At 69.8% G+C, this 17,631-nt stretch carries 19 protein-coding genes; 10 read left to right on the forward strand and 9 right to left on the reverse strand.

Features of this window, described 5'->3' with window-relative positions:
• Positions 1-35 precede the first annotated feature (35 nt).
• Both D457_RS0108930 and D457_RS0108935 read right to left on the reverse strand, forming a co-directional pair.
• Entirely contained in the window at positions 36-725 is a 690-nt protein-coding gene (locus D457_RS0108930) for a GNAT family N-acetyltransferase (RefSeq protein WP_026116478.1), read from the reverse strand.
• A 69-nt stretch (positions 726-794) separates the two neighbouring features.
• Entirely contained in the window at positions 795-1,796 is a 1,002-nt protein-coding gene (locus D457_RS0108935; RefSeq protein ID WP_017580312.1) for a helix-turn-helix transcriptional regulator, read from the reverse strand.
• A 102-nt stretch (positions 1,797-1,898) separates the two neighbouring features.
• On the opposite strand from D457_RS0108935, the gene D457_RS0108940 reads away from it, so the two are divergent.
• Entirely contained in the window at positions 1,899-2,303 is a 405-nt protein-coding gene (locus tag D457_RS0108940) for a DUF3224 domain-containing protein (RefSeq protein ID WP_017580313.1), read from the forward strand.
• A 528-nt stretch (positions 2,304-2,831) separates the two neighbouring features.
• A complete protein-coding gene (locus D457_RS0108950; RefSeq protein WP_017580315.1) occupies positions 2,832-3,668 on the forward strand; it encodes an aminoglycoside phosphotransferase family protein in 837 nt (278 codons plus the stop codon).
• Between the two features lie 46 nt (positions 3,669-3,714).
• Here D457_RS0108950 and D457_RS0108955 read toward each other — a convergent pair whose 3' ends face one another.
• The gene (locus tag D457_RS0108955; protein WP_017580316.1) at positions 3,715-4,827 is read right to left on the reverse strand and encodes an NADH:flavin oxidoreductase/NADH oxidase; all 1,113 of its coding nucleotides are present in this window, start codon (positions 4,825-4,827) and stop codon (positions 3,715-3,717) included.
• Between the two features lie 149 nt (positions 4,828-4,976).
• On the opposite strand from D457_RS0108955, the gene D457_RS0108960 reads away from it, so the two are divergent.
• A complete protein-coding gene (locus tag D457_RS0108960) occupies positions 4,977-5,339 on the forward strand; it encodes an ArsR/SmtB family transcription factor (protein WP_017580317.1) in 363 nt (120 codons plus the stop codon).
• 26 nt (positions 5,340-5,365) lie between these two features.
• Here the strand turns inward: D457_RS0108960 and D457_RS0108965 are convergent, their stop codons facing one another.
• Entirely contained in the window at positions 5,366-5,926 is a 561-nt protein-coding gene (locus tag D457_RS0108965) for a helix-turn-helix domain-containing protein (RefSeq protein WP_017580318.1), read from the reverse strand.
• Positions 5,927-5,966: 40 nt separating this feature from the next.
• Between D457_RS0108965 and D457_RS0108970 the strand changes: the two genes are divergently transcribed.
• Positions 5,967-6,485 carry a GNAT family N-acetyltransferase gene (locus tag D457_RS0108970; protein ID WP_017580319.1) on the forward strand — a complete coding sequence of 173 codons (519 nt, stop codon included), beginning with the start codon at positions 5,967-5,969 and terminating at the stop codon, positions 6,483-6,485.
• Between the two features lie 115 nt (positions 6,486-6,600).
• Entirely contained in the window at positions 6,601-7,581 is a 981-nt protein-coding gene (locus D457_RS0108975; RefSeq protein WP_017580320.1) for an EamA family transporter, read from the forward strand.
• A gap of 78 nt (positions 7,582-7,659) precedes the next feature.
• Here the strand turns inward: D457_RS0108975 and D457_RS0108980 are convergent, their stop codons facing one another.
• From D457_RS0108980 to D457_RS0108990, 3 genes are all read right to left on the reverse strand, one after another.
• Positions 7,660-8,865, reverse strand: a complete 1,206-nt coding sequence (locus tag D457_RS0108980; RefSeq protein WP_017580321.1) for a hypothetical protein — start codon at positions 8,863-8,865, stop codon at positions 7,660-7,662.
• Positions 8,866-8,970: 105 nt separating this feature from the next.
• Entirely contained in the window at positions 8,971-9,900 is a 930-nt protein-coding gene (locus D457_RS0108985) for a ribonuclease Z (RefSeq protein ID WP_026116479.1), read from the reverse strand.
• 140 nt (positions 9,901-10,040) lie between these two features.
• The gene (locus tag D457_RS0108990) at positions 10,041-10,802 is read right to left on the reverse strand and encodes an MBL fold metallo-hydrolase (protein WP_017580323.1); all 762 of its coding nucleotides are present in this window, start codon (positions 10,800-10,802) and stop codon (positions 10,041-10,043) included.
• Positions 10,803-11,297: 495 nt separating this feature from the next.
• Between D457_RS0108990 and D457_RS0108995 the strand changes: the two genes are divergently transcribed.
• Together D457_RS0108995 and D457_RS34585 are read left to right on the forward strand one after the other, a co-directional pair.
• Positions 11,298-12,914, forward strand: a complete 1,617-nt coding sequence (locus D457_RS0108995; RefSeq protein ID WP_026116480.1) for a sodium-dependent transporter — start codon at positions 11,298-11,300, stop codon at positions 12,912-12,914.
• Positions 12,914-13,039, forward strand: a complete 126-nt coding sequence (locus D457_RS34585) for a methionine/alanine import family NSS transporter small subunit (RefSeq protein WP_017580325.1) — start codon at positions 12,914-12,916, stop codon at positions 13,037-13,039. Before D457_RS0108995 ends, D457_RS34585 begins: the two co-directional genes overlap by 1 nt.
• A gap of 177 nt (positions 13,040-13,216) precedes the next feature.
• On the opposite strand, the gene D457_RS0109005 is transcribed toward D457_RS34585, so the two are convergent.
• The gene (locus D457_RS0109005) at positions 13,217-13,759 is read right to left on the reverse strand and encodes a type 1 glutamine amidotransferase domain-containing protein (RefSeq protein WP_017580326.1); all 543 of its coding nucleotides are present in this window, start codon (positions 13,757-13,759) and stop codon (positions 13,217-13,219) included.
• Positions 13,760-14,076: 317 nt separating this feature from the next.
• Between D457_RS0109005 and D457_RS0109010 the strand changes: the two genes are divergently transcribed.
• On the forward strand, positions 14,077-14,688 hold the full coding sequence (locus D457_RS0109010; protein WP_017580327.1) for a histidine phosphatase family protein: 612 nt from the start codon (positions 14,077-14,079) through the stop codon (positions 14,686-14,688).
• Between the two features lies 1 nt (position 14,689).
• On the opposite strand, the gene D457_RS0109015 is transcribed toward D457_RS0109010, so the two are convergent.
• The gene (locus D457_RS0109015; protein ID WP_017580328.1) at positions 14,690-15,373 is read right to left on the reverse strand and encodes a type III secretion system chaperone family protein; all 684 of its coding nucleotides are present in this window, start codon (positions 15,371-15,373) and stop codon (positions 14,690-14,692) included.
• 230 nt (positions 15,374-15,603) lie between these two features.
• Between D457_RS0109015 and D457_RS37450 the strand changes: the two genes are divergently transcribed.
• Positions 15,604-16,833 carry a sensor histidine kinase gene (locus tag D457_RS37450; RefSeq protein WP_017580329.1) on the forward strand — a complete coding sequence of 410 codons (1,230 nt, stop codon included), beginning with the start codon at positions 15,604-15,606 and terminating at the stop codon, positions 16,831-16,833.
• A 57-nt stretch (positions 16,834-16,890) separates the two neighbouring features.
• Positions 16,891-17,556, forward strand: a complete 666-nt coding sequence (locus tag D457_RS0109025; protein ID WP_017580330.1) for a response regulator — start codon at positions 16,891-16,893, stop codon at positions 17,554-17,556.
• Positions 17,557-17,631 lie beyond the last annotated feature (75 nt).

A 17,631-nucleotide genomic window follows, 5' to 3' on the forward strand; every position in this document is an offset into this window, starting at 1 on the left:
CAAAGGCGAGTCTCGCATTTTCCGCCCGCTTTTCCTCAGGGTGCGCGGCGTGCGACCACCACACTCGCCCGCACCCGCCACCCCAGCCGCGTGTACATTTCGCGCCCCTGTGCTGTGGAGACCAGCAGGCCCTCCTTGGCCCCGTGCTCCCGGGCCCGTTCGGTCAGAGCCCCCATCACCGCCGAACCCAGTCCGCGGCGGCGATGGTCCGGTTCGGTCCTGATGGCGTGGACCACCAGGTCGGTGTCCACCAACGCCCCGATCCCGCTGGCCGCTCTCGTGACACCGGGTGCGGCCAGGTGGGCTCTGAACACCGCCGCACGCCCCGCAACCACGTGTTCCTCACTCAGCCGGGCAGTGTAGGGCGCCCAAGCGCCGGGGGCGGGGTGCGCGGTCAGGTCCGCGCTCATGAACGTCTCGTGGCCGGGGTCCACCATCAGCCCGGCGTCTCTTACCAACCGGACCGTCCGTTCCGGGTCGTTGGTGGGTACCGTCAACCAGTCCGGTTCCGCTGCGGCAGCGACCCGGGCGGCCAGGGCCCGAAGCCGCTCCGGGTACTGGTCGGCGTCGAGCACGATCCGCTCCGACTTTCGGCCCGGCCGTCCCAGGTCCACGTGCAGGGCACCGTCGGATTCCTCGGCGGGCGCCAGAGCGGAGGCCAGCCCCCACCCGCGCTGCCAACGGCGGATCAGCGGGGCCAGGGGCTCAGTGGAGGTTCGGCTCATGCCGAACATCCCACCATCTGGCTCCGACGTTTGTGGACACAAGCGCAGAACCCGCCGGGCCCCGAGCCTTCAGAGCGAGTCCGGGTAGAGCGTGGCCAGAGCCGCGACCTCCCGGGCCAGGGCCTGCCGGATCTCTGCCGGTCCCAGGACCTCGGCTTCCGCGCCCAGGCTGAGCAGGTCACCAACCGCGATGGTCGAGGCCTCCACCTCCAGATCCGCCTCCACCCACCCCTGGGTGTCCGGCGGCCCCGCACCTTCCAATGCGCGGGTGCCCGCGGCACCGAACTTCATCGGCAAAAGTGCGCGGGCCCGGGGCGAGAGCCGCACTCTCGCGATGCCCTGGCGCACGGCCCCCTCCAGACGGCGAGAGGACTCCTCCCAGGACGCGGCCAGGTCAAATCCGGCGGGCCGCTCGAAGAGCTCCTCGGTGACCTCCACCTCCAGGAACCGTGAGACCCGGTAGGTTCGTACCGGTCTCTGCGCCCTTTCCGTGTTCCCCGCTGCGCTCTCCGCCTGAGCCACCAGGTACCAGAGCCCGCCCTTGAGCACGACCCCCAGCGGGCACAGCTCCCTGCGTACCTCACCGCGCCAGCGCCGGTAGTGCACGCGCACCACCCTTTGATCCCACACGGCCCCGGCGACCGCGGCCAAGTGCGGCACCTCATCGGCCTCGCGAAACCAGGCGGGCGCGTCCAGGTGGAACCGTTCGGCCACCGCCCGGGTGCGTTCGGCCAGGGCTGCGGGCAGGGCGGCACGAAGTTTGAGCTGGGCGGTCGCCAGCACCGCCCCCAATCCCAGGTCCTCGGCGGCCGCGGGGGTTCCGGCCAGGAACAGCGCGTGGGCCTCGGTCCCGCTGAGCCCGGTCAGGCGGGTGCGGTAGCCGTCCACCAGCGCGAACCCGCCCCGGGGGCCGCGATCGGCGTAGACCGGGATCCCCGAGGTGCCCAACGCCTCCACGTCCCGGTAGACGGTGCGCACCGACACCTCCAGCTCAGCGGCGATCTCGGGCGCACTCATCCGCCCCCGGTTCTGCAAAAGCAGCAGCAGGGACAGGAGTCGGTCAGCGCGCATGAGCGCATGGTCTCACATACCTGACAGAGCATGTCAGGTACCGCGACCAGGCTGTTTTTGACAGCGCGCACCGTGCGCGCGGACCGAGGAAGGGATACCGCCATGTCCGCTCAGCTCGCCGGAGACATCACCTACCAGGGATGGAAGGAGGAGGTCGGTCCGGCCGGGACGTATCCGAGGCTGGCCCGCGCCTCGGTCACCAACAGCTTCTCCGGTGGTATCGAGGCGGCCGCCACCAACTGCGAGTACACCGTGGTCTACGTGGACGAGGCCAACGGCACCTTCACCGGCCTGGAGCTGGTGACCGGAACCCTGGACGGGCGTGCGGGCACTTTCGTACTGGCCGAACGGGGGTCCTTCAGCGAGGACGGGACGGTGCACGGCCAGATCGAGGTCGTCGCCGGCACCGGAACCGGAGAACTGACCGGCCTCACCGGCACGGGAAGCTTCGTCTACCGCAACGGGCAGACGGCATTCCCCTACAGCCTCGACTACGAGCTGGGCTGACCCGTCTGAGCCCCGTACCAACGGGCGCGGGGCTCGCTCAGACAGTCGGGTCCTGGCGGCGCACACGGGCGTGAACACGTCGGATCCGTTCCAGGCGCCGGGCGTTGGCCCCGTCCTCCCCCTCGGCCCGCACCCGCGCCTGGAGTTTCCACAGCACGTTCTGAGCGAGGGTTTCATCAGGCCACTTGGAGCACACATGGCGTTCGGTGGGTCTGCGGCCCTCAACCCGTTCCTGGGCCCGCACGCACGAGTCCGGATCGGCTCCACTCCGGAGCGCGGCCAGTGCCTCGGTGGCGCTTGTTACGCGCGATGTTCCTGCGCGAGCTCTTGTCGTTCTCGCCGTAGTTGTTGCGGCGATCCTTCTCGTAACTGAGGAGTTTTTCTCCTGGGGCGAACGGCGGCGCGGCACGGTTCTTCTTGACACGAAAATCCCTGGTCCGGGGTCAGCCAGAACAGTAGATTGTTCAGCCTTGGCGCACCACGGGTTTTCCTGGCGCCGCGGACTTCGCGAGGGAAGGGACACCGGCTATGGCCGTCGGCCCCCAAGGGCGAAAACAGGACCGGGAACAGGACCAGCCGCTCAGCGGCGGCATGATGAACACCGTCTTGCGCCGCGGTGCCCGGGTCGTGCGCACCGCCCCGCCCCATGCCCCCGCCCTGCAGGAGTACCTGACCGCCCTGACCGCGAGCGGGTTCGAGGGGGCTCCCCGGCCGCTGGCCCTGTACGAGGACGGCACCGAAGAGCTCACCTTCGTCGAGGGGGACGTGGCGGTCCCGCCCTTCCCCATCTGGGCTACTGAGGATTGGGTGGTGAGCGCCTCGGCCCGGCTGCTGCGCCGCTACCACGACGCCGCCCAGCACGTGCCCTTCGACCCCGGTGCGGCCTGGCCCACCGCCCTGAGCGACCCCGAGGGCGGCACGCTGCTGTGCCACAACGACCCCTGCCTGGAAAACCTGGTCTTCCGTGACGGCGCGGGCCACGCCCTGATCGACTTCGACCTGGCCGCCCCGGGCCGCCCGGTGTGGGACCTGGCCGCGCTGGCCTTCTACATGGGCCCCACCCTGCCCCCGGAGGTCCTCACGGAATCGAAGTTCGCCCGGGCCGACGTCCTGCACCGGCTGAGCCTGCTCGCCGAGGGCTACGGCATGTCCGCCGAGGACCGCCGGGCGTTGCCGGAGACCATCGAGCAGTACAACGAGGTCTCCCGCACCTTCGTCAAGAGCATGCTCGACCAAGGCAACCCGCTCTTCGTCGATATCGTGGAGCAGGCGGGCGGCTGGCCCGCGTGGGAACGCGTCAAGGACCGCCGCAGCGCCTGGCTGCGGGACCAGCGCCCCGCCTTCCTCAAGGCCTTGGCCGCCTGACTCCCGCCGCTCCCACCGCACTCACCCCCGCTCCCGCACCGAACGCTCAACCCTTCCTGGGTCGTGCCACGGCGTAGCCGTACTGCTCGGGCCAGGAAGGGCTGTCCCCGAGTTCGGCGCGAGCGCGGTGGGGCCAGTAGGGCTCGCGCAGCAGCTGGCGGCCGAGCATGGTGGCGTCGGCCCGTCCGGTAGCCACGATCTCCTCGGCCTGGTCGGGTTCGAGGATAAGTCCCACGGCAGCGGTGGGGATGCCTGCCTCGGCACGCACGCGTTCAGCGAAGGGCACCTGGTAGCCGGGCTCGGCGGGGATGCGGGCATCGTGGGTCATGCCGCCAGTGGAGACGTCGAGCAGGTCCACGCCCCGGGCGGCGAGCTCCTTGGCCAGCTGAACGGTGTCCTGGACCGTCCACCCCCGGCGTGTGTCCGCAGGGTCCTCGCTGAGCCAGTCGGTGGCCGATGTACGAAAGAGCACCGGCAGGTGTTCGGGCCACACCTCTCGTACGGCCTCCACGATCTCCAGGGCCAGACGCATGCGGCCCTGGAGATCACCACCGTAGGCATCGGTGCGGTAGTTGGCCAGCGGGGAGAGGAAGGAGTTGATCAGGTAGCCGTGGGCGCCGTGGACCTCGGCGACCTGGAACCCGGCGGCCAGGGCGCGTTCGGCGGAGGCTGCGAAGTCGCCCACCAGCTGGGCGATCTCCTCCTGGGTGAGTTCGTATGGGGTGGGCAGCCCCTCGAAGGGTTCGGCGCTGGCGGAAACCGTGGTCCAGCCGCCTTCATCGGCGCCCAGCCCGCGGCCTCCGAGCCAGGGCTTGTCGGTGGCGGCCTTGCGTCCGGCGTGGGCGAGCTGGATGGCCGGGACCGAGCCGTGGGCGCGGATGGCGGCGGTCACGCGGGTGAAGGCGGCCTGCTGGGTGTCGTTCCACAAGCCCAGGTCCCAGGGGCTGATGCGGCCGTCGGGGCGCACCCCGGTGGCCTCGGCCATGACCAGTCCGGCGCCGCCTGCGGCACGGGAGGCCAGGTGGGTCAGGTGGAAGTCCGTGGGCGCTGCGGTGTCCGGTCCCTGGTCGGGTGCGGAGTACATGCACATCGGAGCCATCCAGGCGCGGTTGGGGATCTCCAGTGACCGCAGCTTCAGCGGGGTGAACAGGGTGCTCACAGTCGGCGTCCTTCGCATAGCGGGTCGGGCACGTGGGCTGGCGAGGGAGCCAACCACCGCTTGTACGGTACATGTCGTACTACGATGATTGTCAAACTACTGCGCCTCTCGTACATTGTCGGAAAGCCCGCGCCTACGGAGGTCACAGCATGTCCAGGAGCGCACGCACCACCCAGGGTCGACAGCTGGAGCACCCCGAGCCCAGCCAGATCCAGCTCGAGGCGGTGCTGAGCGCACTCGCCGATCCGATCCGGCTGCGCATCGTGCACGCGCTCTCCCTGGGCCACGACGACATGGCCTGTATCGCCTTCGATCTCCCGGTGAGCAAGTCCACCTCGACCCACCACTTCCGGGTGCTGCGCGAGGCCGGGGTCATCCGCCAGTACTACGAGGGAACCTCCCGCATGAGCCGACTGCGCGAGGAGGAGCTACAAGAGCGCTTCCCCGGCCTGCTCCCCGCCGTGGTGAACGCCCAGAGCGCACACCAAGATCAGGATCCGGCCGGCAGCTGAAGGCCGTCCGCCCCGAGGCTGCGCCCCTAACCCCGGCGGGTGATGGCCACCAGGTAGCGGCAGGGATCCTCGGTCGGGTTGCGGTACTCGCAGGGTGCGGGTGCGCCGAGCTGGAGGCAGTCCCCCCGCTCCAGGACGTGCTCGAGCGATCCCTCACGGAAGGCGAGCGTGCCCTCCAGTACCCAGATCTGGTGGCGGGTGAAGGTGTAGACCTCCCGGGGGTAGGCCACCCGCGCACCCGGCGGGAGCTCGACCTCGACCAGCTCCAGCGCCCCGCCGGAGGTGGGTGAGACCGCGCGCCTGCGGTAACCGGTCTCGGGGTCGGTCCACACGGGCTGTTGGTCCAGTCGGGCCAGACGGCGATCGCCCTGCTCGGCCTGGGCGATGAGTTCGGACAGGGTGATGCCCAGGGCACCGGACAGGCGGCCCAGCAGGGAGGCGGTGGGCTGGGCGTCGCCGTTCTCGATCCGGCTGATCATGGCGCGCGAGACCCCGGAGAGTTCGGCCAGGGCGGCGCCGCTCAGGCCGCGGTCACGGCGCAGGGCCTGGAGGGTCACGGCGAGGGCGGGGCCCAGTTGGTCACTCATGCGTTCACCATAGTGGACACAGTCGCTTACTATCTTCAACATGAGTTCCCTGCTGCCCCACGCCCGCATCCGTGACGCCACAACCGCCGACGCCGCGGCGTGCGCCCAGATCTACGCGCCCTACGTCACCGACACCTCCATCACCTTCGAGCTGACCCCGCCCTCGGCCGGGCAGATGGCCGAACGCATCACCGCGGCCCAGCTCCAGCACGCGTGGATCCTCATGGAGGACGAACAGGGGGTGCTCGGCTACGCCTACGGGGGAACCTTCCGTGCCCGGGCCGCCTACCAGTGGACCTGCGAGGTCAGCGTCTACCTCAAACAGGGAGGACACCGCCGGGGCGCGGGCCGGGCCCTGTACTCCGAACTGCTGCCACGCCTGGCGAAGCGGGGCATGCGCACCGCCATCGCCTGCATGACCCTGCCCAACGACGCCAGCCTGGGCCTGCACCGAGCCATGGGCTTCGAGGACGTGGGCGTCATGCGCCGGGTGGGACACAAGCACGGGGCCTGGCACGACGTGGCCTGGGCCCAGCTGGACCTGACCCCGGCACACTAGAACCCGAGCACCCGCCACTCGTCTGCCCATCAGACGGCGCTACCCACCCCCGAAGCCGACAGGCCTATCCTCGACGGGGTCCCATCGCCCCACCTCTTCCCTTGGAGCGCCGCTCGTGTCCGCACCCACCGCTCGCCACCGCCCCTCCGGGCTGGCCTTCGCGCTCGCCTCCGCCCTGGCCTTCGGTGGTTCGGGGGTCCTCGCCCGCCCCCTACTGGACGCAGGGATGGACTCCCTGCACGTGACCTGGCTGCGCCTGGCCGGGGCCGCGCTGATCCTGCTGCCCGTGGCCATGCGGCACTGGCGCGTCGCCCAGCGAAAACCCCTTCTGGTCCTGGCCTACGGGGTGTTCCCCATGGCCGGTGTCCAAGCCCTGTACTTCGCCGCCATCGCCCGTATCCCGGTGGGGATCGCGCTGCTGCTGGAGTTCCTCGGCCCGGTACTGGTCCTTCTGTGGGTACGGGTGGTGCGCCGCAACCGGGTCTCCCCCGCCGCCGTGATGGGCGTGGTCCTGGCCGTGGCCGGGCTCGGCCTGCTGCTGGAGGTCTGGGCGGGGATGCGCCTGGACGCGATCGGGGTCGGCCTGGCGCTGGGCGCGGCCGCCGCCCAGGCCGCCTTCTTCCTGCTCGGTGACGCCATGGGAGAGGACACCGACCCCCTGGCGGTGATCGCTTTCGGCGCGCTGATCGCCACCGTCCTGCTGGGGGTGCTCGCCCAGCCCTGGACACTGCCCTGGGGTCTGCTCGCAGCCCCGCTTCCGTTGGGCGCCCTCGCCCTGCCCGGCTGGATGATCGCGCTGTGGCTGGGCCTGGTGTGCACCGCCATCGCCTACTTCACCGGGGTCTCGGCGATCAAGAGGCTCTCCCCACAGGTCGCGGGAGGTGTGGCCTACCTGGAGGTGGTGACCGCGATCGTGCTGGCCTGGGTCCTGCTCGGCGAGGCGCTCACCCCCGTGCAGGTCCTGGGCGCGGTGGTCATCGTGACCGGTGCCTTCATCGCCCAGACCGCCGTGCCGAGCACCCCAGAAACCGCAGTGGCCCCCGCCACCGAACAACCCGCCCCGAACGGGGACCAACCGGCTCTGGAACGGAGTTGAGGGCCCCTGCCCCTCCTACCCAGAGGACTCACTCCAGGGGCACATCCTCGAAGTCACCGAAGGGACCCGCCGTGAACGTCACGGTGTCCACCTCCAGTGGCGGGGCCGGGAAGTGCAGCTGGACCCGGTTGGTCGTACCCGACTCACCCAGGTAGGGATAGCCGAACGGCTCCATGTAGCGGGTGTCGTCCCCTCGGGCCCGATCCGCAGCGACCGGTACACGTCCCCGCTGCCCGGGTCCTGGATCCCGAACGACCCGAACCGGCCGCCATGGACCCCGTCCTGCCCGAAGTTCGCGCCGTAAAGATGGTTGACGGTACCCGGGCCGTTGTTGGTCAGGTCGAACTCGGCGACCACGAACGCGCCGTCACGGCGCAGGGAGAACAGCACGAAATCATAGGAGCGTTCCCCGGTGAACTCCGCGTTCCCGATCGCCACCGCCTCCTGGGCGGGCTCGGCATAGGGTGCGGGCGGCGCGATGTCACCGCCGCGCGCCTGACCCGCGGTGGCCTCCTGCTCACCAGCCTCCACGATGCTGTACAGGTCGATGCCCTCTTCGGGGACGGGGCCGTCGCTGACCGGCATCGTGATGGTCTGCCCGGGCTCGTGATCCCAGCGGCTGGGCGCCTCTTCAGTGGGGGCCGACCCAGGATTCCAGGGTTGGTCGAAGTGGTTGTTCACCCGCACCCCGGTGAAGATCCCCTGGGTGCCGGGGGTGGCCAGACTGATCCGGCGGGTTCCGGCGGGCAGGGGCGCAAAGTGCGCCTCGATCTCGTAGTCCGCGCCGACCACCGTGAAGGCGGAGATCTGCGAGCCCACGAACTCCGTGTCGCTGTAGGCCGGGGGATAGAGGCGCTGGCCCACCGGGTCGATGATCCACAGACCCAACGGGCTGGTGGTGTGCGCGCCCACTACGCCGCCGCCGAAAGCGTTGATGGCGATGACGGACTCACCCTCCTGCCCCTGGGGTGAGACGGTCAGGCGCAGGACGGTGCGGTCGAAGTGGCCGAGGATCTCGTTCACGCGCAGGGCGGAGTCGTAACCGTTGCCGCTGCCACTGATGCCCCGACGGGTGTAGGGCCCCTCGGGGTAGTCGACGGAGGGCTGCTCGGCAGCCACCTCGGCGGATTCGTCGGCGCCATCACCGCCGGAGTCCCCGGGGGCGGATCCGCCGGACAGGCCGCAGCCGGTGGTCACCAGGAGCAGCCCGGCCAGGGCCGCTCCGGCACGTAGCCGCAGCCCAGGGGAAACCGGGGCAGGGGTGGAGACAGGTCGGGGGGTCATCGAGAGCCTTCCACAGCGCACAAATGCAACACTGCGTTGGATACCGCCAACCCACAAATGGTTCTTCTGGGATCCTCGTTTCTCAGAATGCCCCAACAGTCCAGGTCAGCGCCGCCCGGGAACCGAAATCCGGTCCAGGTCAGCGGCCAACACCACCGGCCCGTCGAACTCCGCACCGGCCTGGGACACGAAGTTCGGCTCCTCGGACTCCTCATAGCGCTCGGACAGGTGAGTCAGCACCAGCAGGCGCACCCCCGCCCGCGCGGCGATCCGCCCGGCCTGGCGCGCGGTCAGATGCCCGTACCCCCGAGCCAGATGCTCCTCCGAATCCAGGTAGGTGGACTCGATGACCAGCATGTCCGCCCCCTGAGCCAGCTCCACCGCCTGCTCGCACTCACCGGTGTCCATGACGAAGGCGAACACCTGCCCGGGCCGGGGTACCGCACAATCGGCCAGCTCCACCACACGCCCCTCCGCCAGTTCCAGCGCCCCCTCGCGCTGGAGCCGGGAGACATCTGGGCCACGCACCCCGAAGTGCCGCAGGCGCTCGGGCAGCATCCGCCACCCGTCCGGTTCCTTGAGCCGGTACCCGTAGGCGGGCACCGAGTGGCGCAGCGGCAGCGCCGTGACCGTGAAGGGTTCGTCCTCCCCCACCGGGCAGCCGCCCGACCCGCCCACGGGCTGGGGCACGATCACGTCGGTGTCGCGAAAGGACGTAGCGTGGCGCAGACGGCGCCAGTACTCCTCACCAGCCCCGGGATAGGCCACCCGCACGGGGTGTGGCACCTGGTCGCGGGCGATGCGCTGGATGGTGCCGGGCAACCCCAGGCTGTGGTCGCCGTGGAAGTGCGTCACACAGATCCGGGTGATGTCACTCGCGGCCAGCCCCGCCAGGCGCATCTGCCGCTGGGTGCCCTCGCCCGGGTCGAACAGCACACCCTGGTCGCCCCAACGCAGGAAGTAGCCGTTGTGGTTGCGCCGCCGGGTGGGCACGGCGCTGGAGGTCCCCAGGACCACGAGTTCGCGTACGGACATGGTGCGCATTGTCCCACCGCTGGATCGGCGCCCCCGCGTTCCCCACCCGGACGTGCACCCAGCGGGCGCAGACCGGGTTCACGCGGCCGCCGCGGTCACCCCCGACCGCATTTGAAAGGGGCAGCGGGGCGCGCGGCGGTTCAGCGCACGCCCGTGGCCCGGGCCCGGATCACCGCCGCGCGGGGCCCGTCGGTGAAGGGCTCACCGTGCCCGGGCAACAGCACCGTCTCCTCGGGCAGGTCAACCAACCGATCCAACGACTCCAAGGCCTGGGCACTGTTGTGCGTGGACATCCGGCTCACCACCCGCGGCCCCGAACAGCCGACGCTGGGGTCCTCGGTGACCAGGGTGTCACCGGTGAACACCACCCCTCGGTCCGCGAAGGACACCAGAACACTGCCCGGGGTGTGCCCCGGCGCGGACAGCACCCTGGGCTGCCCCGGAACCTCCGTCAACACCTCGTCGTCAGCGAAGACCGAGTACTCGCGCACCCGGTCCGAGCTGAACGCTCCGGCATACCCCAACTGCATCAGCGACCGGGTCGAGGAGGGGTAGCGCGCCAGGTAGGGCAGCAACCGACGCTCGGGAGGGGCGTGGATCACCGAGCTGGTCGGACCGTCCTTGAGGATGGGCGCGTCCGCCTCGTGCACCCACACCCGGGCCCCGCCCTTGTCCCGGGCGCGCTCAGCCAGCCCGGTGTGGTCGGGGTGGGCGTGGGTGAGCACCACCGCGCGCAGCCGTCCCCCCACCCAGGCGACCGCGTCCAGGAACCGGCCGCTGTGCGCGGGCAGTCCGGCATCCACCATGACCAACCCTTCAGCGGTCTCCACCAGGTAGAAGTTCACGAGCTCGTCGCCGATCCGGTGCACACCAGGGGCGACCTCCACAGGCACATGGGTCATGTTTCCTCCCGGTGGGTCACGGGTGAGCACACGGCGATGGACCCCACCTTTCACTTCTACCCCCGTACACCCCTTCTAGCGCTCCGCGACCCACCGGCCACCAGCTCGTTCGGCGCCCCCGGGCTCCCCAAGCACTGGATGTCCCGGTGAACCTTCGGCTCCACTGCTGCGGGGCTGCGTGCACACAGGGTCCCCCTGGACTAGCGTCGGCCAGGTGAGCGCCATCGAGAACCCCACACCACCACCCCGGTCGGTATCACGAGAGCCGATCGCCTCCACACCACGCGCCCCGGGTGAGCCGACCTGAAGGTGTCCGGTAAGACCGCCTTGACGCCTTGAACCCCACCCTCCACTCTGCAGACTCTAGATAAACCAGCACCAAAACCCCGAATCCAAACGACATAAAGCGCACAGAACAGCCTTAACAATGCCCAAAAGGCCAAATCCTGCTACCGTGCGGATCGCGAACTACGGGATGATTTAGGAGACCTGAACATGGGGCAACAGCCTCGCGAGCAGTGGGGGACGCGCGCGGGATTCCTGATGGCCGCGATCGGATCGGCCGTCGGACTGGGCAACATCTGGCGATTCCCCTACATCGCCTACGACAACGGGGGCGGGGCATTCCTCCTCCCCTACCTCATCGCCCTGTTGACGGCGGGCATCCCGCTGCTCATCCTCGAATACAGCATCGGACACCGGTACCGTTCCTCGGCTCCGCTCGCCTACCGGCGCATCTCCCGCCCGGCCGAGGCCATCGGCTGGTGGCAGGTAGCAATCTGCTTCGTCATCGCCATCTACTACGCCGTCATCGTGGCCTGGGCCGTGCGCTACACCTGGTTCGCCGTCGGACAGCAGTGGGGCGATGACCCCGACGGATTCTTCTTCAACGACTTCCTCCAGGTCAGCGACGGCCCCGGGATGGTCTCCGGATTCGTCAGCGGGGTGGCCTGGCCCCTGGTAGCCGTCTGGGCCCTCGTCCTGGCCGTGCTGGCCCTGGGCGTACGCAAGGGCATCGAAAAGGCCAACAAGATCTTCATCCCCCTGCTGGTGGTGCTCTTCGTCCTGCTCGTCATCCAGGCACTCACCCTGGACGGGGCCACCGCAGGCCTGAACGCTCTATTCACCCCCAACTGGGGTGCCATGCTCGACGGCGGGGTATGGATCGCCGCCTACGGGCAGATCTTCTTCTCCCTGTCCATCGGTTTCGCCATCATGGTCACCTACGCCTCCTACCTGCGCCGCAAGGTCAACCTGACCGGGTCGGCCATGGTCGCGGGCTTCGCCAACAGCTCTTTCGAGCTCCTGGCGGGTATCGGCGTCTTCGCGGCCCTGGGCTTCATGGCCGCCACCGCGGGAACAGCCGTTGACGAGGTCGCCACCGCCGGGATCGGACTGGCCTTCGTCGCCTTTCCGCAGATCATCTCCACCCTGCCGCTGGGCGGGGCGCTCTTCGGGGTGCTGTTCTTCGGCTGCCTGGTCATCGCCGGTCTGTCCTCGTTGATCAGCATCGTCCAGGTGATCGTCTCCGCGGTGCAGGACCGCACGGGCCTGGGTCGCGTTCAGACCGTACTGCTGGTCGGCGGAGCCACGGCGCTCGCCTCGGTCCTACTCTTCCCCACACCCCAGGGCCTGTACTTCCTCGACACCTTCGACCACTTCATCAACCAGTACGGCATCGCGCTGGCCGGTCTCGTGATGGTGCTCGTGTTCGGCTGGATCCTGCGCAGGCTCCCCCTGTTCGAGAAACACGCCAACGCCATCTCCTCCGTCCGCCTCGACTGGTGGTGGAAGATCGCCCTAGGCGGTATCACCCCCGTCCTGTTGGGCTTCATGATGTGGGACAGCCTGCGCGCCGAACTGACCTCCTCATACGAGGACTACCCGGAGGGCTTCCTCCTGGTCGCCGGTTGGGGAGTCGCCATCGGCGCCATCGTCTTCGGCATCGTCGTCGCCTGCGTCCCCTGGAAGCGCGCCGACACCATCGCCCGCCATGACGCCGAGCGCGTCGCCGCCCAGCCCGACGGTGAAGCCCCCGCCCAGCTGGACGAACCCGACAAGATCGCGGCACCGCGCACAAGCGACAACGACGAGGAAGGGAAGGGCCACTGATGTCCACCAGCGCCATCGTCATGATGGTCATCTCGATGATCGTCCTCTGGGGCGGCCTGGCCGCAGCCGTGCTGCACCTGCGCCGCCACCCCGACGAGCCCGAGTCGGAGCAGAACCCGAACTGAACCGCAACGTTCGAGGGGCCGTGGACCGCACAGTGCGGTCCACGGCCCCTCGAACGTTCCCCCGATCAACGCAGGACGACAGCCCGGACATCGGCTCTCTCCCCATGCGGCCCGCCCGGTCCCCGTCGCTGCGTGGGCCCCTGGCCCGGATGGAGTCGGGCCCGGGCCAGGGACGACTCAGACGGCGAACTCCCGCACGATCCGCGCACAGAACGCAGGCAGGTCATCGGGGTTGCGGCTGGTGGTGACCCCGTGGTCGGTGACCACCTCCTCCTCCACCACCACGCCCCCGGCGTTGCGGATGTCAGTGCGGATACTGGGATAGGAGGTCACGGTGCGCCCGCGCACCACGTCGGCCTCCACCAGAACCCAGGGGCCGTGACAGATGGCCGCGACCGGTTTGCCCTGGGCGACGAAGTCACGCACGAACCCCACCGCGTCGGCGTCCGACCTCAGATTGTCCGGATTGATCGTGCCACCGGGGATGACCAGCGCGTCGTAGTCATCGACCCCGATCTTGGACACCTCCTGGTCCACATCGAACCGGTCGGCCGGTTCGATGTCGCCGTTCATCGCCTGGATCCGACCGCCGTGCAGCGAGACCAGATCCACCCGGGCCCCGGCATCAGCCAGCGCCTGCCGTGGTTGAACCAGCTCCACCTGCTCGACCCCGTCAGCGGCCAAAATCGCCACCCGGCGTCCGGTGAGTGCGTCAGCCATGGTGCCCCCTTGTGTACTGCTCGGTACTACGCGCATACGCGAACCCGGATGAGTCCGCTACCACGTGCGGCCCTACCCACCCGAGGCCGATCACTCACACCTTGCACCCCGACTGTGCAGCTCCGGCCCGCACAGCCAGGCTCAGCTCGCCTGGGCAAACCCCGCACATCCCCCGTGATGTCCACCTTCGCCCCCCAGAACACCTCGAAGTCATCGCGGAGCACGATGCGCATTCGACCGCGAACCACCCACCGCCACGGCGGATCGCACCCAAGAACCAACCCCCAGCGACACCTCCACGACCGGAAAGGGCCTGCATGCCCGCGACCCGCCACCTGTACCTGGCCCGCCACGCCCAAGCCGACCCGGCCACCGGGAAACTCACCGACACCGGCCGCCGCCAGGCCGAACTCCTCGGAGCCCGGCTACGCGAATTCGCCCCCCAGGCCCTGTGGCACGGCGCCCTGCCCCGGGCCACCCAGACCGCACACCTGGTCGCCGACCACCTGGACGGCATCAGACCGGTCGAACTCCCCGAAGCCGGCGACTACGCCCCTTACCTGCCCCAACGCCACGAGATCCCCGACGCCCACGCCGACGGGGTCCTGGACTTCCTGGCCCGGATCCCGGCCGCCGAACGCTCCCCGGAACTGGGCCAACGGGCACTGAAACTCCTCACCGGCCCCGCGCAGGGCTCACAAGAACGCCGGGAAGTAGTCATCACTCACGCCTACCTGGTGGGATGGTTGGTGACCGCCGCCCTGGACTCCCCACCCTGGCGGTGGGTGAGCGTGGGCGCGGCCAACGCAGGGCTGACGATCATCCGCTACACACCCCGGAGCCCTTCGTCGCTGGTCACCCTCAACGACCTGGACCACCTGCCGCCCGGACTGCGCTGGACGGGCTTCCCACCCCACCTGCGCCCCTGACTCAGCCCGGGGTCCCCTCCCACACCTGGGCGGGGACCCGCTCAAGCAGGTCGATGAGGGTGTCAGCCCTGGCCACCACGGCGTCGGGGTCCAGTTTGCCGCTGGTCCAGGACAGCAGGTGCTGACCGCTAAAGCGGAACGGCCCCCGTTCCTCGACCCGCTCCAACAGCCAGGCCTGAAGCTCGGGACCCAGCACCGTCAAGGCGAACGCGTCGTCCTCGGTCGCGATCCGAAAGGTGTCATCGAAGGTCTGCTCGCCCACCTGGAGGTCGTGGACCCCCAGCAGGCCGAGCAGGATGTGACCGAAGTGCTCGGTCCTGACCTCCAGGACCGGGGTGAGCGGAGTACCCACCACGACGATGCCGTAGTGGTGCGCGGTGGTGGTCGAGGTCTGACCGTTATGGCTGGTCGTGGTGTAGGTGTACTCATAGGCCAGCACACGGTGACCACGGTGGTCCGCGCACAGCACGTGCTTGGCCTTGGCGTTGGAGCGACCCGACTGGAAGGGCGTACCGCTGAACCGGTCGACCAGTTCGGGGCGCTCCTTGTCGTAAGTCCAGCCCCGCTCACGGGCCCAGGCCACCAGGGCCTCCATCCGCTCCCGTTCAGCAGCCGAAGCCACCACCGCGACCGCGATGATGACGATGACCGCGATGACCATGAGCGCGATGGCACCACCAGACATGGGCACTTCCTCTCAGTGCGGCTCTCCACGGACTGAGACGCCCCTCACTCAGTATCCGGTTCCCTCCTTTTCCGCTCCGCCTTCTGGGCCAGACCCGCACGTGCACGCGTTCTCCCCAAGAGCCGAACAGACCCAGAGCCCCAAGAACCACCCGCCAGGTCTGAGGCAAAGCCACCAGCGGCACCACCACACCTCCCCCTCCCCCACCTCTGCCGCCCTACGCTGGCCCCATGCGATTCGGCCTGCCCACACTCGACCGGCACACCCTGATGGACCTGGCCGCCGTCGGGATCAGCGCCCTGATGGGCGCGGCCCTGGCCCGCACCGTCTCCGCGGACTCCCCCGTCCCCGCCCCAGCGGTCCTGGCCGTCTGCCTGCTCCTCTCCGCGACCCTGCTGTGGCGACGCACCCACCCCCTGGCCGTACTGTGGGCCGCCACCGCCACCGGAGCGGCCGCCATCGCCACCGCACTGGCCACCGGCCCCCTTTTCAGCGCCGACACCGCCTCCACGCTGGCCTGGTTCCCACCCACCGCACCCTTCGCCGCCTACTCCGCGGCCCTGCACACCCCACCCGACCGCAGGTTCTGGCTCCCCTTCGCCGCCCTGGTCGGGGTCTGCCTGCTGGCCACCGACCCCACCAGCATCAGCGGCACCGGAGTGCGCACCGTACTCTTCGTGGACCTGGCCGCCGCCGTCGCCCTGTACCTGTCCACCCACCGACGCCTGGTCCAAGCGCTACGCGAGCGCGCACAACGCGCCGAGAACGAACAACATCTGCTCGCCCAACAGGCCCGCGCCGACGAACGCGCCCGCCTGGCCACCGAGATGCACGACATCGTCACCCACCGGGTCAGCCTCATCGTGCTCCAAGCCGGAGCCCTGCGTGTGAGCGCGCACGACGAAACCGTGCGTAACGCCGCCGAGGAACTGCGCGTCACCGGCCACCGCGCCCTGAGCGAGCTGCGCGACCTCACCGGCGTGCTCTCCCAAGGACACGACCCGAGCGGAATGAGCGACCTTCCCGCCCCGGGCCTGAGCGACCCCGACCCCCACCAGCTGGTCCAGGACACCCGCCGCACCGGCACCACCGTGGACCTGCACACCCAGGGCGACCCCGCCCTCGCCTCACCACTGGTCGCCGCGACCCTGCACCGCCTCGTCCAGGAATCCCTGACCAACGTGCACAAACACGCCCCAGGCGCACGAGTGCAGGTGCGCACGCACTACGCCCCCACTGCCGTACGGGTCAGCGTCACCAACACCGCCCCCACCCGCACCCCCGACCCCGCACTCGTCTCCTCCGGCTCAGGCCGCGGACTGGCCGGGCTGCGCCGGCGCGTGGAACTCCTGGGCGGGCTGCTCAGCGCGGCCCCCACCCCCGAAGGCGGGTTCGACGTCAGCGCCCGACTCCCCGCCCACGTCCCCCTCAACGCCCACATCCACCAGCCCTCGCCGTGAGCGCATCCGCACCACAGCCCCGCCCACGCCGAACCCGACCAACGAAAGAACCTACCGGTGCCCCACGAACCCAGCTCCCGGCTCCGCGTCCTGATCGTGGACGACGACCCCCTGGTCTGCGCGCACCTGCGTACCATCCTGGGCGTGGACCCCCACATCACCGTCGTCGACCAGGCCCACGACGGCCAGGCCGCCATCGAAGCCGTCCGCCAGCACACTCCCGACCTCGTCCTGATGGACCTGCGCATGCCCGTCCGCGACGGCATCAGCGCCACCCAGGAGATCACCGCCCAGCCCACATCCCCGGTCGTGGTCGCCCTGACCACCTTCGACGCCGACGAATACGTCCTGCGCGCCCTGCACGCCGGTGCCTCGGGCTTCCTGCTCAAATCCACCCCGCCCGAGGACCTGGCCGCGCTGATCCGCGTCACCGCCCAGGGGCACACCGTGATGTCCCCCGAAGCCACCCGCCGCCTACTCACCAGCGCCCACACGACCCAGAGCCACCGCCTGGACCGGGCCACCCTGGTGGCCTCCCTGACCGAACGCGAAACCGAGGTCCTGGCCTGCCTGGGTGAGGGGATGACCAACGGCCAGATCGCAGGGAGGCTCCTCCTGAGCGAGGCCACCGTCAAGGGCCACGTCTCCCGCTTGCTGGAGAAACTGGGCTGCGACAACCGCACCCAGGCCGGGCTGCTGGCCTACGAGGCGGGCCTTGACTGAACCCGCACCCGGCCAACCCCGGCGCGCACCACCGCCCCCGCGCCGGTTCGCCCTATCCTGGCCACGACACACTCC

Origin of the sequence: Nocardiopsis valliformis DSM 45023 (assembly GCF_000340985.1) — a bacterium.
GTDB classification, from domain to species: Bacteria; Actinomycetota; Actinomycetes; order Streptosporangiales; family Streptosporangiaceae; genus Nocardiopsis; species Nocardiopsis exhalans.

Excerpts from the sequence above, each read along its gene's own strand:
- D457_RS0108970 (WP_017580319.1), top strand. The coding sequence starts at position 5,967 with ATGAGTTCCCTGCTGCCCCACGCCCGCATCCGTGACGCCACAACCGCC.
- D457_RS0109005 (WP_017580326.1), bottom strand. The coding sequence starts at position 13,759 with ATGGCTGACGCACTCACCGGACGCCGGGTGGCGATTTTGGCCGCTGAC.
- D457_RS0108965 (WP_017580318.1), bottom strand. The coding sequence starts at position 5,926 with ATGAGTGACCAACTGGGCCCCGCCCTCGCCGTGACCCTCCAGGCCCTG.
- D457_RS0108935 (WP_017580312.1), bottom strand. The coding sequence starts at position 1,796 with ATGCGCGCTGACCGACTCCTGTCCCTGCTGCTGCTTTTGCAGAACCGG.
- D457_RS0108950 (WP_017580315.1), top strand. The coding sequence starts at position 2,832 with ATGGCCGTCGGCCCCCAAGGGCGAAAACAGGACCGGGAACAGGACCAG.
- D457_RS0108985 (WP_026116479.1), bottom strand. The coding sequence starts at position 9,900 with ATGTCCGTACGCGAACTCGTGGTCCTGGGGACCTCCAGCGCCGTGCCC.
- D457_RS0108995 (WP_026116480.1), top strand. The coding sequence starts at position 11,298 with ATGGGGCAACAGCCTCGCGAGCAGTGGGGGACGCGCGCGGGATTCCTG.
- D457_RS0109015 (WP_017580328.1), bottom strand. The coding sequence starts at position 15,373 with ATGTCTGGTGGTGCCATCGCGCTCATGGTCATCGCGGTCATCGTCATC.
- D457_RS0108960 (WP_017580317.1), top strand. The coding sequence starts at position 4,977 with ATGTCCAGGAGCGCACGCACCACCCAGGGTCGACAGCTGGAGCACCCC.
- D457_RS37450 (WP_017580329.1), top strand. The coding sequence starts at position 15,604 with ATGCGATTCGGCCTGCCCACACTCGACCGGCACACCCTGATGGACCTG.
- D457_RS0108980 (WP_017580321.1), bottom strand. The coding sequence starts at position 8,865 with ATGACCCCCCGACCTGTCTCCACCCCTGCCCCGGTTTCCCCTGGGCTG.
- D457_RS0108990 (WP_017580323.1), bottom strand. The coding sequence starts at position 10,802 with ATGACCCATGTGCCTGTGGAGGTCGCCCCTGGTGTGCACCGGATCGGC.
- D457_RS0108940 (WP_017580313.1), top strand. The coding sequence starts at position 1,899 with ATGTCCGCTCAGCTCGCCGGAGACATCACCTACCAGGGATGGAAGGAG.
- D457_RS0109010 (WP_017580327.1), top strand. The coding sequence starts at position 14,077 with ATGCCCGCGACCCGCCACCTGTACCTGGCCCGCCACGCCCAAGCCGAC.
- D457_RS34585 (WP_017580325.1), top strand. The coding sequence starts at position 12,914 with ATGTCCACCAGCGCCATCGTCATGATGGTCATCTCGATGATCGTCCTC.
- D457_RS0108930 (WP_026116478.1), bottom strand. The coding sequence starts at position 725 with ATGAGCCGAACCTCCACTGAGCCCCTGGCCCCGCTGATCCGCCGTTGG.